Genomic DNA, 23732 nt, shown 5'->3' with positions numbered 1-23732 from the left:
CCCTAGTCTGTTAACCATAAATGCTTAACTCGGCACACTATTTGGTATAATCCACCTTTTGCACAGGGATGCGGAACCGGATCTGTGTGCCTTTACCCACATGGCTATGAATCTCCAGTCCCTGACCATAGAGAGACATCAGGCGGCGGTTTATATTTTGCAGCCCGACACCTCCAGGACCTTCGGTTTTCCCAGACTTGACCTGAGCCATACGCTCGGGAGGGATACCCACACCATCATCCTGGACCTGCACGACCACATGCTCACTCTCTTTGAAAATCCTAAGATGAACTGTCCCGCCGGCTGCCCGCTCCATCACGCCGTGTCGAATGGCATTCTCCACAAGTGGCTGGATGCTGAGAGGTGGCAAATAGAGCTGCACATCCGGCTCCACCTCATATTCAACCACCAGTCTTTCCTCGAATCTGGCCTGTTCCAGATGCACATACGATTCCACCAATTCCAGCTCTTTGGTCAAAGGAACAAGCTGCTCCCTGTTCTGGAAGTCAAAGCTTCCACGCAGGTAATGACTGAGTTCAATCAGCAGATCGGTTGCTTTGTCCGGATTCACTGCACAGGTCGCGATAATGACATTGAGTGCATTATATAGAAAGTGAGGCTTGATCTGGGCCTGCAAAAAGGCCATTTCGGTCCGGATAGCTTCCTGCACCGAACTCCGCATTTCAATTAACGTCCGAACTCTGGCTCGCAATTCACCGGCATCCACCGGTTTGCTCAGAAAGTCATTGGCTCCCGCCTGAAATCCGTGTTTGATATCTTCAGGCAACCCTCGGGCGGTCAGCATCAGAATCGGCAACTCAGACAAGGAACTGTGCTCGCGCAGCTTGCGACATAACTCAAGCCCGGACATTTTGGGCATCATCCAGTCCGTAATAACCAGATCAATGGACGGAAATTCATCACGGAGTTTCAATGCAGTGGACCCGCTGTCCGCTGCAATCACACGATACCGCTCCGTCGATAACAGGTTAAGCAAGACCTGTCGATTGACGGGATCATCGTCTACAATCAGAATGGTATGCTCTCCTTCCACAAGATCTTCCGGCTCATCTGACTCTCTCGTCACAATCTCCTTCGCCCCCGCCCCTTGTGCAGCAACATATCGTGCGGCAGCGGGTTTCGTATGAGATTGCAGCAGCGGCAATTTCATAACAGGCAGGGTGAAATGAAAGGTCGAACCTTGTCCCGGCTCCGATTCAACCCAGATCTTACCTCCGCCAAGCTCGACAAGTTTCCGTGTAATACTCAGACCGAGTCCGGTTCCATTATTCACCCGTTCCACGGTTCCGTTACTCTGCTCATACGCCCGGAAAATATCTTCTTGTTTGTCCAGGGCGATGCCTACCCCCGTATCGGCAACGGATACCTTCACCCAATCCCTTTCAACACTGGCATACAACCGAATCTCACCCTGCTCAGTATATTTATAGGCGTTGCCCAGCAGGTTATACAAAACCTGCCGGAGACGGTCTTCGTCTGCCTCAACAAGCGGCAACGACTGGGGCCATTGCTGAATCAATATAACCGGCTTGTCCTCAAACGTGAACCCCGAGACTTCAACTACAGTACGAGCAACGGATTCCAGATCTACAGCTACCCGTTTCAACTCAATCTCACTATTTTTTAATTTGGAAAAATCCAAAATGTCGTTAACCAACAGTGAAAGTCGCTTGCCGGTTGAAGTAATCATGGACAGATTTTTGGCTTGCTTGGGTGTGACTGCTCCGGCCGCACCTTCCAGCATCGATTGTGCAATATTAATGATGCCATGCAGGGGAGTTCGCAACTCATGAGACGTATTCGCCATGAACTCGTCCTTGAGGCTGTCGATGGCAAGCAAACGCTCCGACAGGGCTTCCACGTCGCGGAATGATTGGGCGAAGCGGATTGCGGTCACAATCATCTGGGCAAATACAAATAATAAAAGTTCAATCAGCGCTAAGAACGCTGTGTCTAGGGTAGTGAACGCACCAATTGTATGCAACACAACAACCATGAGTATGCTCATCATGCTCACCAGTGCAAAGTGACTATCATTCGGCCGTCCTTTTAACCAATAGAACATGGCTCGCAGCGTGTAGAGCATGACAACAAGCGAGATCAGCAACATGGGAAGCTCAAGCATCGAGAATAGAGCTGGTGGGAGCGTAAGACCGACAATGGTCTGCGTAACGAGTAGCACGACAGCCAGACGTACAAACCACTGATGAACTGCTCCTGGCACCCGGGCATCCATATACCGAAGCAAAAAGTAATAGGCAAAGGCTGAACTAAGGAGTTGAATTCGAAGCATCTCATTGTTGGTCAGAAACGGTACAAACGTCCCCAGTAACTTCTCTCCATGGGTCAGAGCGTATAACGCACCGGAAAGGCTGAACAATCCGAGGAAACGAAGTTCCTTCTCCGTACGCCGCAATCTGAACAGAAGTAGGAAAAAGGCGGCTGGCAAGATAAAACCGAATAAGGTCATCAGATCCTTGAGCCAATCCTGCTGCTGGCTTTTCAGAATACTATGCTCGTCTCCAAACAAGATGGGCGCTACAATGCCCCCGGAAGAATAACTATAGTTTGATACCTGAATGATAATGTCAGCCGTGTTGCCTTCAATGGAGGTGAACCCTGTAAAGGGCAGGTTTAATTGTACATCTGTCGCCGGGGTCTTTCCTGGCAGTCCATTCCCGCCAATCTCTTTGCCATCAATAAATACCCGGTGAGCCATACGTATATTCTTCGTGCGTATGCCATAATCGTTTTTGGTCGTTCGGGGTGTAAGCTGTACTTGCACATGATAGGTTCCATACCCATGTGCTTGTCCGAGAGATTTGTTCCATCGGGCCGGAACCTGAGTGCCAGACGAAGCCGGCAATGGCTTGCGTCCAGATACACTCGCTTCAATATCTGCCGGGCTCAGTAACTGCCCAGGGTAGAAATCCCAAACTCCCTTTAAAGGCGCTGCACCCTTGCGATCAAAGTCCCATTGGGTCAGATCAATTTTCCCATCCATAGCTTGGGGGTTACCCTGCTCGCTAATTAACGTCTGGGCAATCCAGCCCAGCGGAAAAATGACAATGCATATGAAACTTAGGGTCAGCATAATCCAGTGTTTTCTCATCTATATATTCCTTCCATCCACAAGGGCGAGAGACGTCTAATTTTGTCGTTTTATTCCTATTCATCATTTTAAACGTTTCTAGTGCTCACTGAAATAGTTTCCGTATCATAATCGGTAACTTCCTTATAATTTGAAGGTTTCCTGTCTCTTTCCGCCGAATCTTGGTTTGGTACAGCAACGAACCCCAGGCCGCTGTTCACCCGAATGAACGGGCTAGAGGTCCTGGGGTTGATGGAATGAATAAACTTAGATGATGATCTTTTATGAATCTGAATCGAATCTCACTGATTATTTAACCACTTGGGCAAGCTTCTGAACGATTCCGGCCCATCCCTGTTCCATACGTTCCCGCACCATCGCATGTGCCTGTCCAAACTCAGTTAGTTTATCCGCATCCCAACCGCTGTGAATCAGTGTGAAATCCGTACCTTCTGGCTGTTCATTCAGTTGGAACGTCAACGTCCAGTCCTTACCCCAGCGAAATGACAGCTTGTGCAGCGGCAGAACCTCCGTTACCTGACATGGTGACTGACCGAAAGGGCCTGCTTCCAATATAAATTCATGCCCTTCCACAGGTTCCAGATTGCCTGGCATGAACCAGGCCTCCAATCCTTGCGCGGTTGAGACCATCTCCCATACCTTCTTTACAGGTGCTTGGAGCACAAGCTCCTGCCGGATATCCGGTAATGCACTTGATGATGATTCCACTCGTATCGCCTCCTTGGATATATTAATTCATTGTTTGAGATTTTAAGATTCATGTCAAATGGATTCATATAACGGCCAAGAAAAGTATTGACCTCTATTCTGCTCTCACCCCATAATTGGAATATACTACATATAAGGTGCGTGATTCCTATGATAGTCTGCTCTGAAAAATCCAATTCCAACCGTTGCCGGAAGGGATAATTCCATTCCAGCCCTTCTACAGTCTCGATATTATATATTGAAATGTGGGGGATACCTATACCATGTCATTCAGTTATTACGGTCCATTATGCACCACCGTTTATGATCTAACCAAGCCAGTGGGACACTCCTTGGGAGGAGATATTGAATTTTATCGCCACTATCTTCAAGGCTGCAAAGGACGAATTCTTGAAGCCATGTCTGGTTCAGGCCGGATGCTCATTCCTTTGCTTGAAGCAGGCTTGAAGGTGGATGGACTTGATTATTCAACCGATATGATTGACTCTTGTCGTTCTCGTTGCACCGAGCGTGCACTACCTATGCCCGAGCTGTTTGTTGCCGATCTGGAGAAGCTAGACCTTCCCTATCGATACGAAACCATTATCATCCCTGGAGGTTCCCTGCTCCTCATTCAAGACAGAGAGGCATCGATTAACGCATTGCGTAGTCTATTTCAACATTTGGAACCTGGCGGCAGACTTGTGTTTGATCTGTTTCTACCCGATGTAACACAGCCCTCTTCAATTGAAACTTCAACCGTTCCATTACCCGATGGGGATACGATCACAGTAGAAGTCACAACCATTGAAGTAAACCTTCTACACCAATATAAACGAAGTCTGATTCGCTACGAACAATGGCATCAGGGCCAACTTGTCGCTACAGAGATGCAACAACTCACTCTGCGTGGGTACGGCGTAGAAGAGTTACGCCTGATTCTTGAACTTATTGGTTTCTCTGATATTAAAGTATACGCTGACTTTAACCCGGATCAGCCACCTACACAGTCGAATCAAAAATTCGTCTATGAAGCAACTCGAAGAGTGTAGTAATCAGTAAATTAGTCTACATGAATCTCACTATAGAAAATTAGGCCACAGCATAAGGTTTAACCATGCTGCGGCCTAATTTTTTTACTATATAGGATTTGCAATGAACATTTACACGAGAACGCAGAGGGCAGAAATAGCCTGAAGAAGCAACGCGTTCGCCTTTATCCTCAGTTTTTCACCTTTGTAAAAGTAAATCAAAAAATCTGAGGATAACAGCGCTCGGAAAGTTATTCTGTCATCGGAGTGGCAAGTGTAAATATAAATTTAGTGCAAATTAGTATCCACGAGAATATTGCTCTGCAATGGCAGCTTGATCCTTGCTGACACCCAGTTCCAGAGCGGCATGGTTTGCCCAATACGGATCACGCAACATGCCTCTTCCTACGGCAACCAGGTCCGCATCGCCGTTTCCAATCACTGCCTGAGCCAATGCTGCATCCTCCAGCATACCCACTGCGATGACAGGAACGTTCAATTCTTCACGGAAGCGACGGGCAAAGGGTACCTGATACCCCGGATAGTTCCCCGGTTTTCGCTGTCCCGAAGGTCCTTCGCCACCTGAACTGATATGGAACATGTCCACGCCTGCATCCTGGTAGGCACGGGCGATGTTGATCGTATGGTCGATGTCGTATCCACCATCCGCGTATTCTACAGCCGAAATCCGCATAATCAGCGGCATATCTGCGGGCATTTCTTTTTTCACTGCCCGAATGACCTCAACGCCGAAACGGGAGAGATCCTGCCCATATACATCCTCACGATGATTCATCAGCGGGGAATGGAATTGGTGGATCAGGTATCCGTGTGCACCGTGAAGCTCTATGGTATCCACTCCAGCCTGTACTGCGCGGCGAACACCATCTGCGAACTTCTGCACCATGGCTTCTACCTCTTCCGTACTTAACGCACGTGGCTCCTTGTAGTTTTCTCCCGGGAATGTAACTACCGATGGGGCAACCGGCTGCGGTGCATCCTCTGCTTTTCGTCCCGCATGTGCAATCTGAATGGCGACTTTGGAGCCGTAGGCATGGATTCCCTCTACCAGTTTGGTGAAGGCAGGTACATGCTCATCTGACCATATACCCAAGTCATTATCGGTAATACGTCCATCCGGATCGACATCGGTCATCTCAATCACGATGAGTCCAGTACCGCCAACCGCACGGCTTACATAGTGGACCTGGTGCCAATCGTTTGGAATGCCATCCTTCGCAGTGACAGAATATTGGCACATCGGTGCCATAACGACACGGTTATTCAATTGCAAGCTTTTGAATTGATAAGGCGAAAATAATTGCTCAGTCATTGTTGCTGCATCTCCTGTTCCTTGATCATGATATATATGAAGCCTTACTTATTGTCTAAATCCGAAAACAGTTTACCATTCTTGCCGTAATTGTCCTTCTCCAAATCCTCAATGAAGATAAAGACTTTGCTCGGATCAACATCCAGTGTCTCACAAGCCACCTGAGTCATACGTTCAATCAACTGACGTTTTTGCTCGACCGACTTGCCTTCCAGTACCTTAACCGTGATAAATGGCATGTCTAGAACCCATCCTTTCTTCATCATTCATTATGAACCTCAGTTATAGAAATACAAGTACGTACATTTTTGTGACCTAGTACCCTTTTTGATACCTAGTTATCCTCATATATCGCTCTGTCCCATTCTGGAAATGCCTGCAAAACGTGATATGATAACCTTAGAGAGCCACAATAATTAATATACCCAATTTACATAAGTTGCGACGAACGGATACACGATAACAGAGAGGACGGAAATAACCCTTAGAAGCTACAAGCTTTCTGCAAGAAAGCTGCTTCGTGATAATGGATTTATAGAATCTGGAGATAACAGCGATCACAAGGTTATTCTGGACTCGTAGTGGATCAGTGTAAAACAAAGTAGCTCAACTTATACACTACTCAAGCTAGGGAGAGAAAATAGATGAAAGATGTATTAATTCAAAGACTGAGTACTTATGTTCAGATGGATACCCAATCCGATGAAAATAGTGAAACATGCCCTTCCACACCCGGCCAACTGGCCTTGGGCAAACTGCTCGTTGAAGAGTGCACCTCCATTGGTCTGCAAGATGTTACGATGGATGAGAACGGTTATGTCATGGCTACCCTGCCATCCAATACCGACAAGAATGTTCCCGTCATTGGTTTTCTGGCTCACCTCGACACAGCGACCGACTTTACTGGCAAAAATGTCAAACCACAGGTTATCGATAACTATGACGGTGCTGATATTGTGCTGAACTCGGAACTGGATGTAGTCCTGTCCAACAAGGATTTCCCGGAACTGCACGAATATAAAGGCCACACCCTGATCACAACCGACGGTACAACGTTACTTGGTGCAGACAATAAGGCAGGCATTGCCGAGATTATGACCGCGATGGCCTATCTGATTGAGCACCCGGAAGTAAAACACGGTAAGATTCGGGTTGCTTTTACCCCGGATGAAGAGATTGGCCGTGGACCGCACAAATTCGATGTAGCTGCTTTTGGAGCCAAATATGCGTACACGGTTGATGGCGGACCACTTGGCGAGCTCGAATACGAGAGCTTTAATGCAGCAGCCGCCAAAATTACCGTACGAGGCACCAATGTACATCCCGGAACAGCGAAGGATAAGATGGTGAATTCTTTGAAAATTGCGATGGAATTGAATCGACGCCTGCCTGTGGAGGAAGCTCCTGAATTCACGGACGGTTATGATGGTTTCTACCATCTGTTGTCTCTGGAGGGTGACGTTGAACTGACTAAGATGAGTTACATCATCCGTGATTTCAACCGGGAGAAGTTTGAAGAGCGCAAAACAAATCTGCTCCAGATCGCGAACGAACTGAAGACCAAGTATGGAGAGAAAAGCATTACGGTTGAGTTGAGTGACCAGTACTATAACATGCGCGAGAAAATTGAACCCGTACGCCAGATCGTCGACATTGCTCATGAAGCCATGACCCGACTGGATATCGAACCTGTTATTCGTCCCATCCGGGGAGGAACAGATGGTTCCCAGCTATCCTATATGGGCATGCCAACACCAAATATCTTCACTGGCGGCGAGAACTACCATGGCAAATTCGAATATGTATCGGTAGACAATATGGTGAAGGCAACCCATGTTATTGTAGAGATCGCTCAATTGTTCGAGCAGCGCGGAGATATCTAATCCACTTGACGTGCAGTGCACAAAGAGCACAAAGAGTACCCCTTCGTATATTCGGGAGGGTGCTCTTTGTTATGCCATATTGTATTTTGTTGTACCGCGTCATGTCGTACAGATATGCTGGCTTGATCTTTATTTTAGATGCCATCACTCATATATATTGCCCCCCGCGATGGCACGCAACTGTTCCAGATCACAGATCAGAAGCTTACGCTGCACCTTGCGAATTATATTTCGATTACACAGATCTTGAACGACTCTATTAAGATGTCTATAGCTGGTACCCAGCATATCGGCGAGTTCGGTGAGCTTGGAGGTCTGGATTTCTTCCGAAGAGGAATCGTCCTGGCCCATTGTGGACAGCAGATAACTGGCAAAGCGACTCTCGACCGGGTATAACATATTCAGACTCGACAGGTTAGAAAAGGTATACAATTTGTGTGTAACTTGACTCAGCATGAAGTGGAGAAATTTAGGGTTCTCTGCATACGTATTCTGGAGAGAACGATAGCTGATACCCAGCAACAGGCTTTTACTCACAGACTCTACCGTATTCATAGCCTCCTTGCCATTCACCAGTTCCAAATCTCCCACGAGCGCAAGTGGTGTACTGAAACGAAGCAACAGAGACTTTCCGTTAGGCAGGGTAGTATAGATCTTGAGCTTGCCCTGCACGAGAAAATACAATCGCTCGGGTCGCTCACCTTTGGAACAGATCATCTCGCCCTTTGCAGCCTCAAGTAGTCGCAACTCAGCGAGTGCAGACTCGTCCAGCACCTGATCCAATCCATTCTCACGGGCGAGTTGTCGCACTAGTCCAAAGTCCATGATTTCTTTCATTCCGACGTCCCCTCCGTTATCGTATATAACGTACACAAAGGGACATATGTCCCATAATTGATATACACTCGTACAAATATCTTGATATAAAAATAGTTACAGCTAACACTTATATCCAGTAAATCATTTCAAATGGTAAATATTTTAAAATTTAATCATAAAATGTTCATTCATTCGTGCAAAATGCCGTTCACGAAACGCACTTTCTGTCCGATGAAAGATAGAGCATTCCATAGATCGTTATATATATTACATTCAAATATTGAAAGGATGGTCCTCTTCCATGAACGTTGTAGATGCCCTGCTTAAAGTAATGCCTTATATCAGCAAGATCCTTAGAGAACCAGCCAGTTTAACTGTATATGATCACGAAAAGGTATTGGAGGTTATAACCACCGACAAGTTTGACCTTGGTTTTGAAAAAGGAATGGCGCTCTTGGACTCATTCCAGAACTTCGCCGTCTTGAAAAACGGAAGAGAAGCCAGTCTTTCCACGATTCCCAAGGAGGTTTTTGGTATTGAACTTGATACCCTGAATATTCCGATCTTTGATGATAACCAAAATGTTGTTGCTGTTTTCTGTGTATCTTACGACCAATCCAATCAGAACCAGCTTGAAGACATTATACAAGAAAATCAAACCATCAATGGAAACCTCGTTGATATGGTGCAGCATGTCGCCGCCCATGCCGAAGAATTGCAAGCAACCAGTGAACAGATCTTGCAGAACACAAGACTTGCTGTTCAGAACTCTTCCCAAATCAACAAGGTAGCCGGATTCATTCGTGAAATCTCTGAACAGACCAATTTGCTTGGTCTGAATGCCGCTATTGAAGCTGCTCGTGTTGGTGAAGCTGGTGCCGGCTTCGGCGTGGTGGCTTCGGAAGTACGCAAACTCTCTGTGGATGCCAAACAGGCTACAAGTGATATCGATACCAGCCTGAGAGATGTACAACAGGTTATCAAACAGATGGAAGTTGAAGTCTCCCAGATTGCTGCCTCTTCACAGGAACAAGCAACGCTTGTATCATCCTTCACGGATGTGATTGAGCAGCTTAATGAAACAGGTGCACGAATGAAAGCTCTGTCCGAGCAACTGATCAGCTATTCGGTTAATAAATAAATTATATGTATATCCAGATGAACTTCAACTCGTGTGAAGATACATCTTATATGCAACAAACAGGACTCGGGTTGCCCATGATGGATAATCCAAGTCCTGTTTTTTGTTATGTCCAATTGTATATGACCAACGATATTCAGATGAAATCTTAATTGGCTACATGTATTGATTTATCTCCAATAACTTCTTCTTCCGACTGCCAGCACTCCACTTCACCCGGAATATGAATCCGGTCACGCGTAAAGACGGGGTCACGTCCTTCAGCCTTCTGCTTCTTGTAGTCCTTCAATGCTTCAAAGGTGACCTTGGACAGCATCAGGATGGCAATCAGGTTCACCACCACCATCAGCCCCATGAACAGGTCAGCCAAATCCCACACTAGCTGAACTTTGGCAACTGCGCCAAACACCACCATCGCGATGACGCAAATGCGGTATACCCACAGCCAAACTTTGTTGGATTTGATAAACTCAATGTTGGTTTCCCCGTAGTAATAATTTCCGATGAGTGTACTGAAGGCAAACAGGAACACCATAACCGCCAGGAATCCCGATGCCCATGAACCAATATGAACACTTAATGCAGCCTGAGTTAACTCAATGCCACCCAGACTGGAGCCTTTGTACACTCCTGATAGCAAAATAATCATGGCGGTACTTGTACATATTACCAACGTATCTGTCAGTACGCCAAACGCCTGAATGAGTCCCTGTTTCACCGGATGTGTTGTATCTGCTGTTGCAGCCGCATTCGGGGCACTACCCATACCTGCCTCATTGGAAAACAATCCGCGTTTCACACCGTTCATCAGTGCCGCGCCCAACGTTCCGCCAGCCACCTGTTCGATGCCGAAGGCACTTTTCACAATTAACGCAATCATGGCCGGAAGCTGGGTAATGTTCGCCAGCACCACAAAAGCCGCTACCCCAATGTACAATACAGCAAGCACAACGACGATGTATTCCGAGGCCTTTGCAATCCGTTTGACACCGCCCATAATAATCCCAGCAAATATCACAGCCATAATGATCCCTACCGTTAACCGATCCGTACCAAATGAGTTTTGGAATGCTACGGTAATGGTGTTGGACTGCACCGCATTAAAGACCAAACCGAATGAAAGCGTAATGAGAATGGCGAATAAAACCCCCATCCAGCGTTTGCCCAGCCCACGCTCCATATAATACGCCGGACCCCCACGGAATCCACCCTTATCCTTCACTTTATAGATCTGAGCGAGCGTACTCTCCACAAAACTGGAGGCTGATCCGATAATTGCAATGATCCACATCCAGAATATAGCACCAGGTCCCCCCAATGCGATAGCCAATGCTATACCGGTAATATTCCCTGTACCTACACGGGCCGCCATACTGATACAGAACGCCTGAAAAGGGGAAATTTTGCCTGGCTCCTTGCTTTTCCGCTCCAGAAGCACCTTCACCATATCTCCAAGCATGCGGAATTGCATGAATCGGGTCTTGGTGGTGAAGTATATACCACATACTACCAATAATATAATTAACACTTTGGACCATAGAAAATCATTGAAAATGCCGACAATATCTTGTATTGTTTGCTCCATCGGTATGCCCCTTTTATGGTGTATTTCAATTACAGAGATGGTTCACGTGAAAAGTTTGTACCATTCTGCACAATACTTGCCCCGGACTTGGGGATGTTACTTATACTACAAGGGCATCTACGAAAATCGACAAATACCTACATGCAATTTCAATATTTAAATTTAAAAATGTTCTTTGATCGCCCAATCATTGTCATTTAACCTAACATGTCAGGTTCTATACAAGAGGGAAAGGAACGATTACACTGAAACGAGAGTTCATGGCGGAGTTAACCGCCTTTACCATAGATTTATCAATCACACCATTCGCAGAGAAAGGGAATGACTGACATGCGTTATTTTATCGTGGATGATGATCCTGGCGTTCGTTCCATGCTGATGGATATTATTGAGGATGAAGGCCTTGGCGATATTGCCGGGGAAGCTGAGGACGGAGCACATATTCACGCGGAACTGATGGAACTGCATAAGGTGGATGTCCTGCTGATTGATCTGCTGATGCCACAACGAGACGGGATTCAGACCGTGCGGGCGCTCGAAGGAAGGTTCGAGGGCAAGATCGTCATGATCTCCCAGATCGAATCGAAAAATATGATCGGCGAAGCCTATTCGCTAGGCATTGAATATTATATTACAAAGCCCATTAACCGATTGGAGATCCTATCTGTTCTGCGGTTGGTCAGCGAAAGAGTTCGAATGCAGCAATCCATCGCAGATATTCAGCGGACGTTGCAGGGATTGTCCGGTTTGCATCTGAATGAGCGTACTACCGCTCCGGTTCCGGACAAAACCATTACAACAGCAGGACACTTCCTGCTGTCCGAGATGGGCATGATCGGCGAAGCGGGCAGCAGGGATCTGCTGGACATGCTGGAATATCTGGAGCAGGTAGAGACCGATGAGCATAAGCTGTCCCCCTATATGTTCCCGTCTCTCAAAGACATCTTTCATAACGTAGCGATCCGCAAGTTGGGTGAGAACGCCTCACTCGCAGAGATTAACAAGGAGATTAAGGCATCGGAACAACGGGTTCGCAGAGCCATCTTCCAGACACTGAGCCATGTGGTGTCTCTTGGATTAACCGATTATACACATCCCAAGTTTGAGAACTATGCATCCAAATTTTTTGATTTCACCGAAATTCGCAAGAAAATGCTGGAGCTGCAAAACAACGTGGAACCTTCCCTGTCCCAGACACGCATCAATACGAAAAAATTCGTACAGGTTCTATATTTGGAAGCCAAACGAATGCTGCATTAGACAGATAGATATTGACTGTGGCAACAAAAACAAACGGGCATGAATATGACGCCGGTAGGATACCGCCTCTTCAACTGAGGCTGTTTATACCGGCTATATTCATGCCCGTCTGTACGATCAAGTGTTACTTATCTATGTGATTCGTTCTGTATATAAAATTAAAATCCCTTCGGGTTCAGGCCCGTGAATGGTTTCGGCTAATTCGGTTATACTCATTAATCAATTCGTCCAATGCCATAGACTGCCGAATCACATCGGGATGTCCAAGACCACCCTTGTTATGCTCTACCAGCATATAAAGGTTATGTCTGGCCTTTTCTATTTTATTTTTCAAATCCAAACTCATAACCATAACCCCTGATACCTCCTTATTCTGTGAACCATTTTAGTTTTTCCTGTCAATCTATAGTGGGATTAACATATGGCATAGGAGACAAGGATGTTTTGTATTCTTCTCCATTTTTTGATAAAGAATATTTTATCATACAAGTGCTTATCCGAAAATGGCTGATATGACGCAATTTTAGCGGTAATCACGAGGGCTTTATTCTTATATCCGACCTCATCATTCACGGCCAGAATGGATTGTGTCGTAAATGTGTATATTAGAAAAACAAAAAGTCTATTGGTTCAAAAGGTAATAAAATCCCTTTCCATAATGGGGTCATTCAGGTACAATAGGGCGATGTGTGTGTCCGGACCCGGCGGATACAAATGATGTAATTTAGAGGACGGCCAACGACGGCCATTGATCCTGATTTGATATTATTGGAGGCTTATCATCAACATGCAGACCGATTCACAGACTAAAGTCAAAATTGTTAACGCCGATCCCAGCGCAATGGGATTATTTGGGTTGGCTATCGTAACCCTGGTCGCTTCTTCCCAAAAGCTTGGCATCACAGATGGACTCAGCTACGCTATTCCTTGGGCAATCTTCCTGGGCGCCTTTGCCCAGTTATTTGCATGCATTCAAGATTCCAAACGCAACAATACCTTTGGCACAACAGCTTTTGGTGCATACGCATTCTTCTGGTTCGCCATGGCGGCCAATTGGATGATCAAAATGGGCGTATTTGGCTCCACGCTTGCGGAACAGGCCGATGGCAAGCAGCTCGGATTTGCTTTTGCCGGATACCTTGTATTCACCCTGTTCATGACCATCGGTGCGATTGAAGCGAATAAAGTATTGCTGATCATCTTCATTCTGATTGACTTCCTGTTCCTTGGCTTGACCTTTGACGCTTTCGGCGTAGCTCCTCACATTTTCCACACCATTGCAGCATACGCTGAAATGGCGATCGGAATTGTGTCCCTGTATGGTACAGGTGCTTCGGTACTGAACGCTCACTTCGGCTATGCGTTCTTGCCAATCGGCAAACCGTCCGGCATTTTCAAGCCCAAGGCTTAATATACAGCAGTAAACCGCCAGCGCGCCGGTCCGCGCCTGGCGGTTTTTTTGCAGTCCAACTTCATTTGAATATGGTTCTGACCGACACCTATACTAGGGATAACAGATCAAAAAAGACCCTGCAACACATGAAATGTCACAGCAGCCATACGGTAAGGAGGAACAAGCATGAGAGAAATACCGAAACCTACGGAGATGGATCAGGTGGAGAAAAAGTATGTACGCGAAACGCGTTGTTTTAAGACGGCACGGGTGTTCCCAACCGATGTCAACAATCACAACACCCTTTTCGGCGGGAAGCTCATGTCCTACATCGATGATATCGCATCCATTGCCGCTTCCAAGCTATGCCGGGTCAATACCGTTACCGCATCAACCGACTCGGTAGACTTCCTGTACCCGATTAACCCAACAGATTCCGTTACGCTGGAATCGTTCGCGTCGTGGACCGGGCGCAGTTCCATGGAGATTTTTGTGAAGGTGATTCGTGAGGATCTGAAGACCGGAGAGAAAAAAATCGCGGCGACTGCGTTTCTGACCTTTGTGGCCCTGGACGAAAATAATCGCAAACTGATCGTACCCCGCATTATCCCAGAGACGGAAGAAGAGAAGAAACTATACGAGACCGCTCCGGATCGGGCGGCCATGCGGAAAAGGCGGCGGGAAGAGAGCAAGAAATTCGCTGACTTCCTGACCGTTACTTATCCTTGGGAATAAGAACACGCTAAACAAGCACAAGCTTGAACCAAGGGTTACCTGGACGATGCCGGATAAATGGATACCGCCCTGTTATCCGGCAGTTCGCCACCCATGGAGACACACCACTGTTGATAGATACGATATGCCGCACCACTCTCCAGCAATCCCTGACAAGTGTATATGCCCTCTTCGATGGAATTGACACGCCCCGCTGCGTACAAGCGGAATCCTCCATTTAACAGAACCTGATTCACAAAAGCAATATGACCGTCACCGCTTAATACACTTTCCGCCACTTCCAGCTGCTTCGCAGCCGTCCAGACCAGTTCCGGTACGGGCATATCCAATTCATAGGCTGCAGGATCAACCAGTTCCAGCTTCATATCACCATCTTCCACGGCGTATACGCGGGTTGGCCGATCAATATACAGATCCTCAGAACCTTCCATTCCCTGCACCACATAAGCACGACGATAATTAAACCGGGTAAGCAGCTTCGCAATCCGATCCAGAAAGGTATTATGAAACACACCAAACACCAGATACGGTGAATGGTTATAATCAATGAGTTTCTCTGCTGTGTTAAACACCGTGCGGAATCCCAGCTCTTCCCGTAACGGACGAAGCTTGCGAAGAGGCTCACACCACTCCTCGGAGGATACATACATGACACCTGAATGGAGCGCAGCGCCTTGGGCATCTGCCCGATCCATCTTACCCGTATCTATTCCTGCTTCCTTCAACAGTACCGACAGCGTAACGCCCCACTTGGGCGGTAAAGGATCACTCCCGTGCAAAGTCACAGGCAACCCGGCTGCCGCGAGTACAAATGCAACCGGAAACGTGGCCATGAACGACTTCGTCCGCCCGTCATAGGGCCCAGCACAGTCCAATCCGTCCTGAAAAACGGAGAAACGTTCCGCACTGTTACGACATGCATGAACAAAGGCTTCCAGTTCCTCGACGTTTTCCATTTTCATTCGTTCAGCCATGAGAAAGGCAGCCGTCTGGGCAGGGGAAACCTCCTGTTTCAGGATTTTCTCTGCAACGGTCAGTGCCTCTGTATAATTCAGATCACGCGAGCCTCGTTTCCCACGTCCGACCTCTCGGAGTATCTGAGACATATCCATGGAGAATCCTCCTTCCAATTAAGACTGGAGCAGTTGATGCGCCTTCACAATGGCTGTGGCTACATCGACCATCCGTTTGCGTTCATCCATCGCTTTCTTGCGTAACAGGTCATAGGCTTCAGCCTCGGAAATCTGCTTCAGATCACTAAGGATGGCCTTCGCCATATCAATCCACTTCCGATCTTCCAGCCTGGATTGCAACTGCTTCCGTTCCTGTTCCCACTGCTTACGTTCCATGTAGCGCCGGGCTGCAAAGTGAAGCGTCCAATGTATCTCCGACCCGGTCATGGAAGGGGTAAGTATTCCATCAAATGAAGTTTCGATCTCGCAGGAGTCTGCGGAGGAAGAGGCTGTGTCTGGCGCGCACCACCAGAGCAGCGGGGAATCCGACTTTCCCTTTCCCAGGCAGTTCACCCAGTACTCCACGTCAGCCAGCGACAGATGCAAGATGGATGCTTCCGCCGCACGAGCCAGCTTCACCGCTTCCGCCTCACTGCCTGCCACCTGTACATGGTACCCGTTCGCTCCCAGCAGCCTCTCCGGTGTCAGAGGGATTGCATCGGACGAATCAGCTATCGTTGATTGTATACGGATGACCAATAAAGATCGCATGATGGAGCAATCCCTCCCTGATTACGTATAATTAGAATCGTATTATTTAAGACATTAACACATGAAAGCGCTATATATGTTATATTACCTGACAAAAGCACAAATCAATCTGATTTTATAAATGATTCCAAAGTAATAAATACAACAATCATGACGGATCGTCCTAGTGACCCAAAAGAATGAAACACTAATCATGACACGTTTTCTATGCTTTTTGTAGTTACTGCCACACTATTTGCCACTAAAACATTCATTTTCATGAATATATACCCTTAAAACCTCTTCGATCATTCGTGTTCCAATAAACTCATGTAAACATAATTAACTTTAAATTTCAAACACTTTTTTGTGTCAACTATATTGACATGGTTAGATCGATCTTTTATAGTTAAACCATAACAACTCCATATTTGAATCAATCACAGTTACAACGGCGTAGCTGGTTGAAACGGCAATGAAGCCTGTTTTGCAATCTCGGAGCAAGGGATGCGTATGTATATGCGCAGTCCTCCGAGGCATAACAGGCTTTTTCGATTTTAGAGACAAGATTTTGAGGCAATTTGCACAATGGACCTAAGGGGGCTAATCATAATGAGTACAACGAAAAGGCTGGTATTGGTCGGTAATGGCATGGCGGGAATTCGTACAATCGAACATATCCTCAAGCTCGCTCCGCACGCTTATGAAATTACAGTCTTCGGCGCAGAGCCGCATCCCAACTACAACCGCATCATGCTCTCCTCTGTATTGGCTGGCGGAACATCCATCGAAGATATCGTCATCAACGAGTGGAGCTGGTACGAAGATAACGGCATTCAGGTATACCCGGGAGACCCGGTTGTTCAGATCGATACCGAGCGCAAGGAAGTTGTATCTCAGAACGGTGTACGCGCAGCCTATGATGAGCTGATTATGGCAACCGGATCACAAGCGTTCATCCTGCCACTTCCCGGTGCCAACAAGGAAGGCGTGATCGGTTTCCGCGATATTAAAGATTGCGAGACCATGATGGCAGCCTCACAAAAATATCGCAAAGCTGCCGTCATTGGAGGCGGATTGCTAGGACTTGAAGCAGCGCGTGGGCTGCTCAATCTGGGCATGGACGTCACGGTCATCCACATTAACGGTCATCTGATGGACCGGAATCTGGATCTGCCAGCAGGGCTGATGCTCCAGCGGGAGCTTGAAGAGCAGGGCATGAAGTTCCTTTTGAATAAACATACCGAAGAAATCACAGGCAAGCATCGAGTGAAAGCCATTCGTTTCACGGATCAGACCGTACTTGAAGCTGACCTGGTTGTCATGGCTGTCGGGATTCGTCCTCAGATCGAACTGGCTCGAAATGCCGGCCTGGATGTCAATCGTGGTGTCATCGTAGATGATTATATGCATACCAGCATTCCTGGGATCTCTGCCGTCGGCGAATGTGCAGAACACCGTGGTATTGCCTACGGACTGGTTGCTCCATTATATGAACAAGGTATGGTGCTCGCGAAACGCTTGGCTGGTGCGGCCACCGAAGGATATGCAGGCTCAGTAACTTCCACCAAACTGAAAGTATCCGGAGTCGACGTATTCTCTGCCGGACAATTCAAAGATGCTGCAGATACGCGCAGCATTCGCATTCAGGATGATGTCGACGGTGTGTACAAAAAGATGGTGATCAAGGATGGGCAGCTGATTGGGGCCGTACTTTTCGGGGATACCACAGATGGCGCATCACTGTTTTCCCTCATTAAAAGTGGCGAGAACATCAGCGGCCGTGAGAAAGAAATTTTGCTCGGCGTGCCTTCCGGCGCTTCAGGCTCGGGTCCATCTGTCGCAGAACGTATGGCCGGCATGCCAGATGACGAGATCGTCTGTGGTTGTAACGGTGTTACCAAAGCTTCCATCGGAGATGCCGTTCTGAATAAAGGCTGTAATACGCTCGGTGCCATCAAGTCCTGTACCAAAGCTTCCGCTTCTTGTGGTGGATGCAAACCGATTATCGAAAACCTGCTCACGTATTATGCCGGTGATAATGTAGGCGAACAGACCAAAGAAGGCATCTGTGGCTGCACCTCCTATGATCGGGATGAGATTGTTGCACAAATCAAGGAAATGGGACTCAAAAGCGTGAAGGAAGTGATGAACGTTCTCGGTTGGAATGAACCGGAAGGTTGCTCCAAGTGTCGTCCGTCCCTGAATTATTATCTCGGTATGATCTGGCCGGCTGAATACAGGGATGAGCGTGTATCCAAATTCACCAATGAACGTTATCACGCCAACATTCAGAAGGACGGTACCTATTCCGTTATTCCACGGATCTATGGTGGTGTTACTTCCCCGGCTGAATTGATCAAGATTGCAACTGTCGCAGAGAAATACGATGTTCCGATGGTGAAGTTCACGGGTGGACAACGGCTCGATCTGCTCGGAGTACAGAAAGAGAACCTGCCGAAGATCTGGGAAGAGCTCGATATGCCTTCCGGTTTCGGTTATGGCAAGGCACTTCGTACCGTGAAGACGTGTGTTGGCAATACATTCTGTCGATTCGGTACACAGGACTCCATCGAGATGGGCATTCGTCTGGAGAAAAAACTCGATAAAATGGTTGCTCCAGCAAAAGTGAAACTTGCTGTATCTGGATGTCCGCGGAACTGTGCTGAAGCGACCATCAAGGATCTGGGTGTTGTCGCCATCGATGGTGCATGGGAGATTCATGTTGGTGGTAACGCCGGAGTTAAAGTTCGCACAGCCGAGCTGCTCTGCACAGTGAAGACCGATGCGGAAGTGGAAGAGTGGACCTACTCTTACCTGCAATATTATAGAGAGAACGCAAAATGGAATGAGAGAACAGCGGCATGGATTGAACGGGTAGGTCTGGAACATGTGAAGGAAGCATTGGCGGATCGGGATGTACGTCTCGCTCTGGTCGAACGTCTGGAAGTTACGCTGGGTCACACGGTTGATCCTTGGAAAGAAATCATTGAAGACGAGAAATTGCGTAAAAACTTCACCCCACTGTCCGGTGCCGAGCCGGTAACTCACTAGAAGAGGAGGAACAGCGATGAACAAATTCCGGATTGGACACCTTGCGGATATTGATGAAAAGGGTGCACGGACTTTCCTGATACAGGATACCGAAATTGCAGTCTTCAAACTGAGCGACGGGAGTCTGCACGCCGTCGAGAATCGCTGCCCTCACAAGGGCGGCAAGCTGTCGGAAGGCATGGTATGCGGGACAGCGGTTCATTGTCCTTTGCATGATTGGAAGATTGATCTGCGTAACGGTAAGGTACATGAGCCGGATGAGGGCTGTCTGAACACCTACAAAACAGAAGTAGACGGCAACAGTGGAGAAATCTATATCACAATTGCGGGTTAAATGCTAAAGATACTCTGACATCAAGGAGGCGTGCGCTATGGATTTTGTTAAACCTGCAGAAGTGCTGCAATCGATGCTCGAAGCTGGTGAGAGCAAAGCCAGAATGAATCGGGTACAGATGCTAATCCGCGGTTTTCTGGCAGGGGCTATCCTTGCTTTTGCAACCACATTGGCATATACCGCTGTATCTCAAACTTCCGTTGGTTTGGCAGGTGCACTGATATTCCCCGCGGGATTCGTCATTATTGTTCTGCTGGGCCTTGAATTGGTGACAGGAAACTTTGCGATGCTCCCACTCGCACTGATGAAACGCAGAATTACATGGATGGATATGCTCCGAAATTATTTTTGGGTGATCACAGGTCATCTGCTTGGATGTGCATTCTATGCTCTGTTATACGGCCTGACCCTTACGAAGATGGGTACGGATATGAGCAATCCACTCATTCAAACGCTGATCCAGACCAGTGAAGCCAAGACATTGGGATATCAGCATTTGGGCGGAGCAGGCATTGTTCTGGTGATCATCAAGGCCATTCTATGTAACTGGATGGTCACACTCGGGGCCGTGATGGCGATGACATCCACATCAACTCTAGGCAAAATCGTAGCGATGTGGCTACCTATTGCGATATTTTTCGCCCAAGGTTTTGAGCACGCTGTGGTGAATATGTTTGTTATTCCGGCAGGCATGATGCTCGGTGCACAGGTCAGTGTCGCGGACTGGTGGCTCTGGAATCAGATCCCGGTGTTGGTGGGTAACCTCATTGGCGGAGCTGTATTTACAGGCCTCGGCCTATATGCTGCCCATCACTGGGGGAAACCGGTGAAGCTATCAACCAAACTGGCAACCATTCAGGGTGGTCGTTCCGGATTGGCAAGTTCCGATGCGGCACCGAAATTGGGGACACGATCATGAGCCGGGGCTTGGTTAGTATCGTTGGCGCTGGCCCTGGAGATCCGGATCTGATTACGGTAAAAGCCCTGAAACGTATTCAGTCCGCAGATGTCATTATGTATGATCGGCTTGTGAATGATCAATTGCTCGCTGAGGCTCGCGTCGGAGCACTCCGCATCTACTGCGGCAAGGCTCCAGGGCTTCACTCCATGAGTCAGGAGATGATTGGACGGATGCTTGCTGCACATGCAGCGGAAGGCAAACAAGTCGTACGACTCAAGGGTGGCGATCCGTTTATCTTTGGCCGTGGTGGTGAAGAAGCGCTTGTGCTGGCAGAAGCAGGGATTGCATTCGAGATCATTCCCGGCATCACTTCAGCTGTAGGTACATCCGCTTCCTCCCTTATTCCGTTAACCCATCGGGGGATTGCTTCATCGTTTGCATGTGTCACGGGAACCGGCAGTGACGGAAATGTTTCATCCGTTCGCTGGGACCTGCTCGCACATAGCGTGGATACACTGGTCATCTATATGGGCATTAGCCAACTGCCCCAGATCCAACATGAATTGCTTCTCCATGGGAAAAGTGGACACACCCCTGCGGCTTTAATCGAAAGGGGAACCACTTCGGAGGAACGCATTATTACCGGCACACTTGCTGAACTTCATTCCCTAGCCCTGTCACATCAAGTGAATAATCCGGCATTGATCATGATCGGAGAGTCGGTCCTGATTCGCGAACAGCTGCTTCAGATGCAACAGGCTGCGAATGCCTCCATGACAGGGTAATCCTTCACTTTAATCCAACAGCATACGCTCGTGAATCGTCCGACCCTTCTGCCCTGGTTCAATCAGCAGACGGGTCGGTTTGATGTTGATCAGTGCCGTAAGCTGCTCTCCCATATAATGCGCAGAATATTTGAACCCAATCTCCGCCCAGTGCATAATCACGCCCACCGTAGCAGATACCAGATAACTTAACATGATGTCGTAATTAATCGTGTGTTCGCTATCTTCGGTCACCAGTACAAAATCCTCTGTTAAATACGTTCTAAACATATTGCACAGCCGGGAACCCATATCGGAATGCATCGTCATTAATGCGCGGAAAATATCCTGATGAGCTTCAATATATTCAAATACCGGCATCGTGGATGGCAGCAATGCAGTCATATCCACTTCTTTGAGCTGTGCGTATGGTGCTGCATAAGCCTGTCCTACCCCCTGCATGAAATCATCCAGAATGAACTGCAACAACTCCGGTTTGCCAGGAAAATGTAAATAGAAAGTTCCGCGGTTGTAATCCGCCCGCTCCGTAATATCCCGGATGGTGAGGGCATCCGCTCCCTTCTCCAATATCAAAGAAACCGCCGCAGCGATAATGGCATCCTGCGTTCTTCGTGCTCTCCGGTCCTGAGGATGTTCAATAATCAACATTTTCGCCTCCTTTGTTCATTATTGTAAACTAAATGAACACCGCTTACATCTCTGTCCGATAGCTGACATATGCGCTGTCAATGATTATTGTCACATGGCTATGTATATCTTAACATTGAGACAGGAAAGATAGACGACAGGTTGAAACTTTTTTTAAAAATACCTGCCAATAATGAATAAGGAGCGAATCATTCATGAGTACATCGTATACACATACAGCCGTTATTACAGGAGCAGCCGGAGGCATTGGTAAAGAATTGGCACGCCGTCTCGCAGAGCGCAAAATCAATCTGGTACTGGTTGACCTGAATGAAGAAGCCATCCAGCAAACGATCACCGATCTGAACCTCGACAAGGAACACGTCATCGCTGTAAAAGCGAACGTATCCCAGGAAGCAGACGTGAAAAACTATGTGCAAAAAGCACTGGATGCGTTTGGACGAATCGATTATTTTGCCAATAATGCCGGCATTGAAGGCCCAACAGGACTGATCGAAGACCTGAGTGTTGAAGCACTCGACACCGTGTATAACGTCAACATTCGTGGCGTATTCCTGGGTCTGCAAAATGTCATTCCCGTTATGAAAAAACAAAAATCCGGTGCGATTCTAAATACCTCTTCCCTTGCGGGTCTGATGGGCGCACCTGCCGTATCTCCATATATTATGTCCAAACATGCCGTAGTTGGCCTCACACGTACCGCTGCTAATGAACTGGCACCTTACAATATCCGGGTTAACGCTGTATTGCCAGGCACAATCAATACCCGCATGATGCGCCAGATCGAAGCTAATTCCGGCAATGTGGAAGATTATCAATCTGCTACGGTATCTGCCATTCCAATGGGCCGTTACGGTGAACCGGAAGAAGTCGCTGCGGTAATGAACTTCCTATTGTCCGAAGAAGCATCCTATGTAACAGCTTCCCTCTACACCGTAGATGGCGGTATGATGGGTCAATAAGAAGCTGTAAACTGTGGGAGTTATACCGACAAGTATCCCCCAAGGGATGCCTTGTCACTACAATCTAAAAAAAGGCCTCAACACCACAGTAACGTGGAGTTGAGGTCTTTTTTACAGTACGATACTTAGCCTTAAACTTAGCATGTTTAAGGCTGCGCATGTGAAATGTTACTTTGGGAACAGCCATTTAACGCCTCGCCGTTGCCCTTGTGATCACTCACGCTAACGAACCCAGAACACCTTATTTCGGCTAAAAGTGCTTATTCCCCGAACTAACGAATCTCAGACATGCTAATTCCGCACAAATGCTGCAATTGCACCGAAAAGCCCTAGAATCCAGAGAAT

General features: G+C 47.5%; 21 protein-coding genes. 11 read left to right on the top strand and 10 right to left on the bottom strand.

Annotation, left to right across the window (positions count from 1 at the left end; genetic code table 11):
- Positions 1–37: 37 nt before the first annotated feature.
- Both ACX9NY_RS25020 and ACX9NY_RS25015 read right to left on the bottom strand, forming a co-directional pair.
- Positions 38–3133, bottom strand: a complete 3096-nt coding sequence (locus tag ACX9NY_RS25020; RefSeq protein ID WP_472475707.1) for an ATP-binding protein — start codon at positions 3131–3133, stop codon at positions 38–40.
- A gap of 288 nt (positions 3134–3421) precedes the next feature.
- The gene (locus ACX9NY_RS25015; RefSeq protein ID WP_445252766.1) at positions 3422–3841 is read right to left on the bottom strand and encodes an SRPBCC family protein; all 420 of its coding nucleotides are present in this window, start codon (positions 3839–3841) and stop codon (positions 3422–3424) included.
- 263 nt (positions 3842–4104) lie between these two features.
- Between ACX9NY_RS25015 and ACX9NY_RS25010 the strand changes: the two genes are divergently transcribed.
- Positions 4105–4872: a class I SAM-dependent methyltransferase gene (locus tag ACX9NY_RS25010; RefSeq protein ID WP_472475705.1), complete on the top strand. Its 768-nt coding sequence runs from the start codon at positions 4105–4107 to the stop codon at positions 4870–4872.
- Between the two features lie 277 nt (positions 4873–5149).
- Here ACX9NY_RS25010 and ACX9NY_RS25005 read toward each other — a convergent pair whose 3' ends face one another.
- Entirely contained in the window at positions 5150–6184 is a 1035-nt protein-coding gene (locus ACX9NY_RS25005) for an NADH:flavin oxidoreductase/NADH oxidase (RefSeq protein ID WP_339238656.1), read from the bottom strand.
- A gap of 44 nt (positions 6185–6228) precedes the next feature.
- Positions 6229–6423, bottom strand: coding sequence for a tautomerase family protein (locus tag ACX9NY_RS25000; protein ID WP_253441854.1), 195 nt, complete (start codon positions 6421–6423; stop codon positions 6229–6231).
- 405 nt (positions 6424–6828) lie between these two features.
- On the opposite strand from ACX9NY_RS25000, the gene pepT reads away from it, so the two are divergent.
- Positions 6829–8067 carry a peptidase T gene (pepT, locus tag ACX9NY_RS24995; RefSeq protein ID WP_472475703.1) on the top strand — a complete coding sequence of 413 codons (1239 nt, stop codon included), beginning with the start codon at positions 6829–6831 and terminating at the stop codon, positions 8065–8067.
- A 144-nt stretch (positions 8068–8211) separates the two neighbouring features.
- Here pepT and ACX9NY_RS24990 read toward each other — a convergent pair whose 3' ends face one another.
- Positions 8212–8904, bottom strand: a complete 693-nt coding sequence (locus ACX9NY_RS24990; RefSeq protein ID WP_339257901.1) for a Crp/Fnr family transcriptional regulator — start codon at positions 8902–8904, stop codon at positions 8212–8214.
- A 283-nt stretch (positions 8905–9187) separates the two neighbouring features.
- Between ACX9NY_RS24990 and ACX9NY_RS24985 the strand changes: the two genes are divergently transcribed.
- Positions 9188–10027 (top strand): methyl-accepting chemotaxis protein, encoded by an 840-nt coding sequence (locus ACX9NY_RS24985; RefSeq protein WP_339238660.1) that lies wholly within the window; start codon positions 9188–9190, stop codon positions 10025–10027.
- A 148-nt stretch (positions 10028–10175) separates the two neighbouring features.
- On the opposite strand, the gene ACX9NY_RS24980 is transcribed toward ACX9NY_RS24985, so the two are convergent.
- Entirely contained in the window at positions 10176–11612 is a 1437-nt protein-coding gene (locus ACX9NY_RS24980; RefSeq protein ID WP_339257903.1) for an alanine/glycine:cation symporter family protein, read from the bottom strand.
- Positions 11613–11942: 330 nt separating this feature from the next.
- Between ACX9NY_RS24980 and ACX9NY_RS24975 the strand changes: the two genes are divergently transcribed.
- A complete protein-coding gene (locus ACX9NY_RS24975; RefSeq protein WP_342571381.1) occupies positions 11943–12872 on the top strand; it encodes a response regulator in 930 nt (309 codons plus the stop codon).
- A 175-nt stretch (positions 12873–13047) separates the two neighbouring features.
- Here the strand turns inward: ACX9NY_RS24975 and ACX9NY_RS24970 are convergent, their stop codons facing one another.
- Positions 13048–13224, bottom strand: coding sequence for an aspartyl-phosphate phosphatase Spo0E family protein (locus ACX9NY_RS24970; protein ID WP_339238663.1), 177 nt, complete (start codon positions 13222–13224; stop codon positions 13048–13050).
- Between the two features lie 435 nt (positions 13225–13659).
- On the opposite strand from ACX9NY_RS24970, the gene ACX9NY_RS24965 reads away from it, so the two are divergent.
- A complete protein-coding gene (locus tag ACX9NY_RS24965; protein WP_091012490.1) occupies positions 13660–14283 on the top strand; it encodes an acetate uptake transporter in 624 nt (207 codons plus the stop codon).
- Between the two features lie 204 nt (positions 14284–14487).
- Positions 14488–15000, top strand: a complete 513-nt coding sequence (locus tag ACX9NY_RS24960) for an acyl-CoA thioesterase (RefSeq protein ID WP_124116913.1) — start codon at positions 14488–14490, stop codon at positions 14998–15000.
- A gap of 35 nt (positions 15001–15035) precedes the next feature.
- Here the strand turns inward: ACX9NY_RS24960 and ACX9NY_RS24955 are convergent, their stop codons facing one another.
- Both ACX9NY_RS24955 and ACX9NY_RS24950 read right to left on the bottom strand, forming a co-directional pair.
- Entirely contained in the window at positions 15036–16112 is a 1077-nt protein-coding gene (locus ACX9NY_RS24955) for an anthranilate phosphoribosyltransferase (protein ID WP_339238664.1), read from the bottom strand.
- A gap of 18 nt (positions 16113–16130) precedes the next feature.
- Positions 16131–16724 carry an ANTAR domain-containing response regulator gene (locus ACX9NY_RS24950; RefSeq protein ID WP_339238665.1) on the bottom strand — a complete coding sequence of 198 codons (594 nt, stop codon included), beginning with the start codon at positions 16722–16724 and terminating at the stop codon, positions 16131–16133.
- Positions 16725–17315: 591 nt separating this feature from the next.
- On the opposite strand from ACX9NY_RS24950, the gene nirB reads away from it, so the two are divergent.
- The 4 genes from nirB to cobA are packed head-to-tail and all read left to right on the top strand — an operon-like array spanning position 17316 to position 21777.
- Complete coding sequence (gene nirB, locus ACX9NY_RS24945; protein WP_472475699.1) at positions 17316–19757, top strand: nitrite reductase large subunit NirB; 2442 nt, start codon at positions 17316–17318, stop codon at positions 19755–19757.
- 16 nt (positions 19758–19773) lie between these two features.
- The gene (gene nirD / locus ACX9NY_RS24940; protein ID WP_074092734.1) at positions 19774–20091 is read left to right on the top strand and encodes a nitrite reductase small subunit NirD; all 318 of its coding nucleotides are present in this window, start codon (positions 19774–19776) and stop codon (positions 20089–20091) included.
- Positions 20092–20128: 37 nt separating this feature from the next.
- On the top strand, positions 20129–21010 hold the full coding sequence (locus ACX9NY_RS24935; protein ID WP_472475697.1) for a formate/nitrite transporter family protein: 882 nt from the start codon (positions 20129–20131) through the stop codon (positions 21008–21010).
- Positions 21007–21777, top strand: coding sequence for a uroporphyrinogen-III C-methyltransferase (gene cobA, locus ACX9NY_RS24930; RefSeq protein WP_472475695.1), 771 nt, complete (start codon positions 21007–21009; stop codon positions 21775–21777). Before ACX9NY_RS24935 ends, cobA begins: the two co-directional genes overlap by 4 nt.
- Before the next feature lie 9 nt (positions 21778–21786).
- Here cobA and ACX9NY_RS24925 read toward each other — a convergent pair whose 3' ends face one another.
- Positions 21787–22425: a TetR/AcrR family transcriptional regulator gene (locus ACX9NY_RS24925; RefSeq protein WP_339238669.1), complete on the bottom strand. Its 639-nt coding sequence runs from the start codon at positions 22423–22425 to the stop codon at positions 21787–21789.
- Positions 22426–22619: 194 nt separating this feature from the next.
- On the opposite strand from ACX9NY_RS24925, the gene ACX9NY_RS24920 reads away from it, so the two are divergent.
- Complete coding sequence (locus ACX9NY_RS24920) at positions 22620–23387, top strand: SDR family NAD(P)-dependent oxidoreductase (protein ID WP_076332059.1); 768 nt, start codon at positions 22620–22622, stop codon at positions 23385–23387.
- Positions 23388–23732 lie beyond the last annotated feature (345 nt).

The organism is Paenibacillus sp. CB74 (assembly GCF_055687625.1).
The sequence above is the reverse complement of the archived record's forward strand: the minus strand, read 5'-3'. Positions and strand labels throughout refer to the sequence as shown.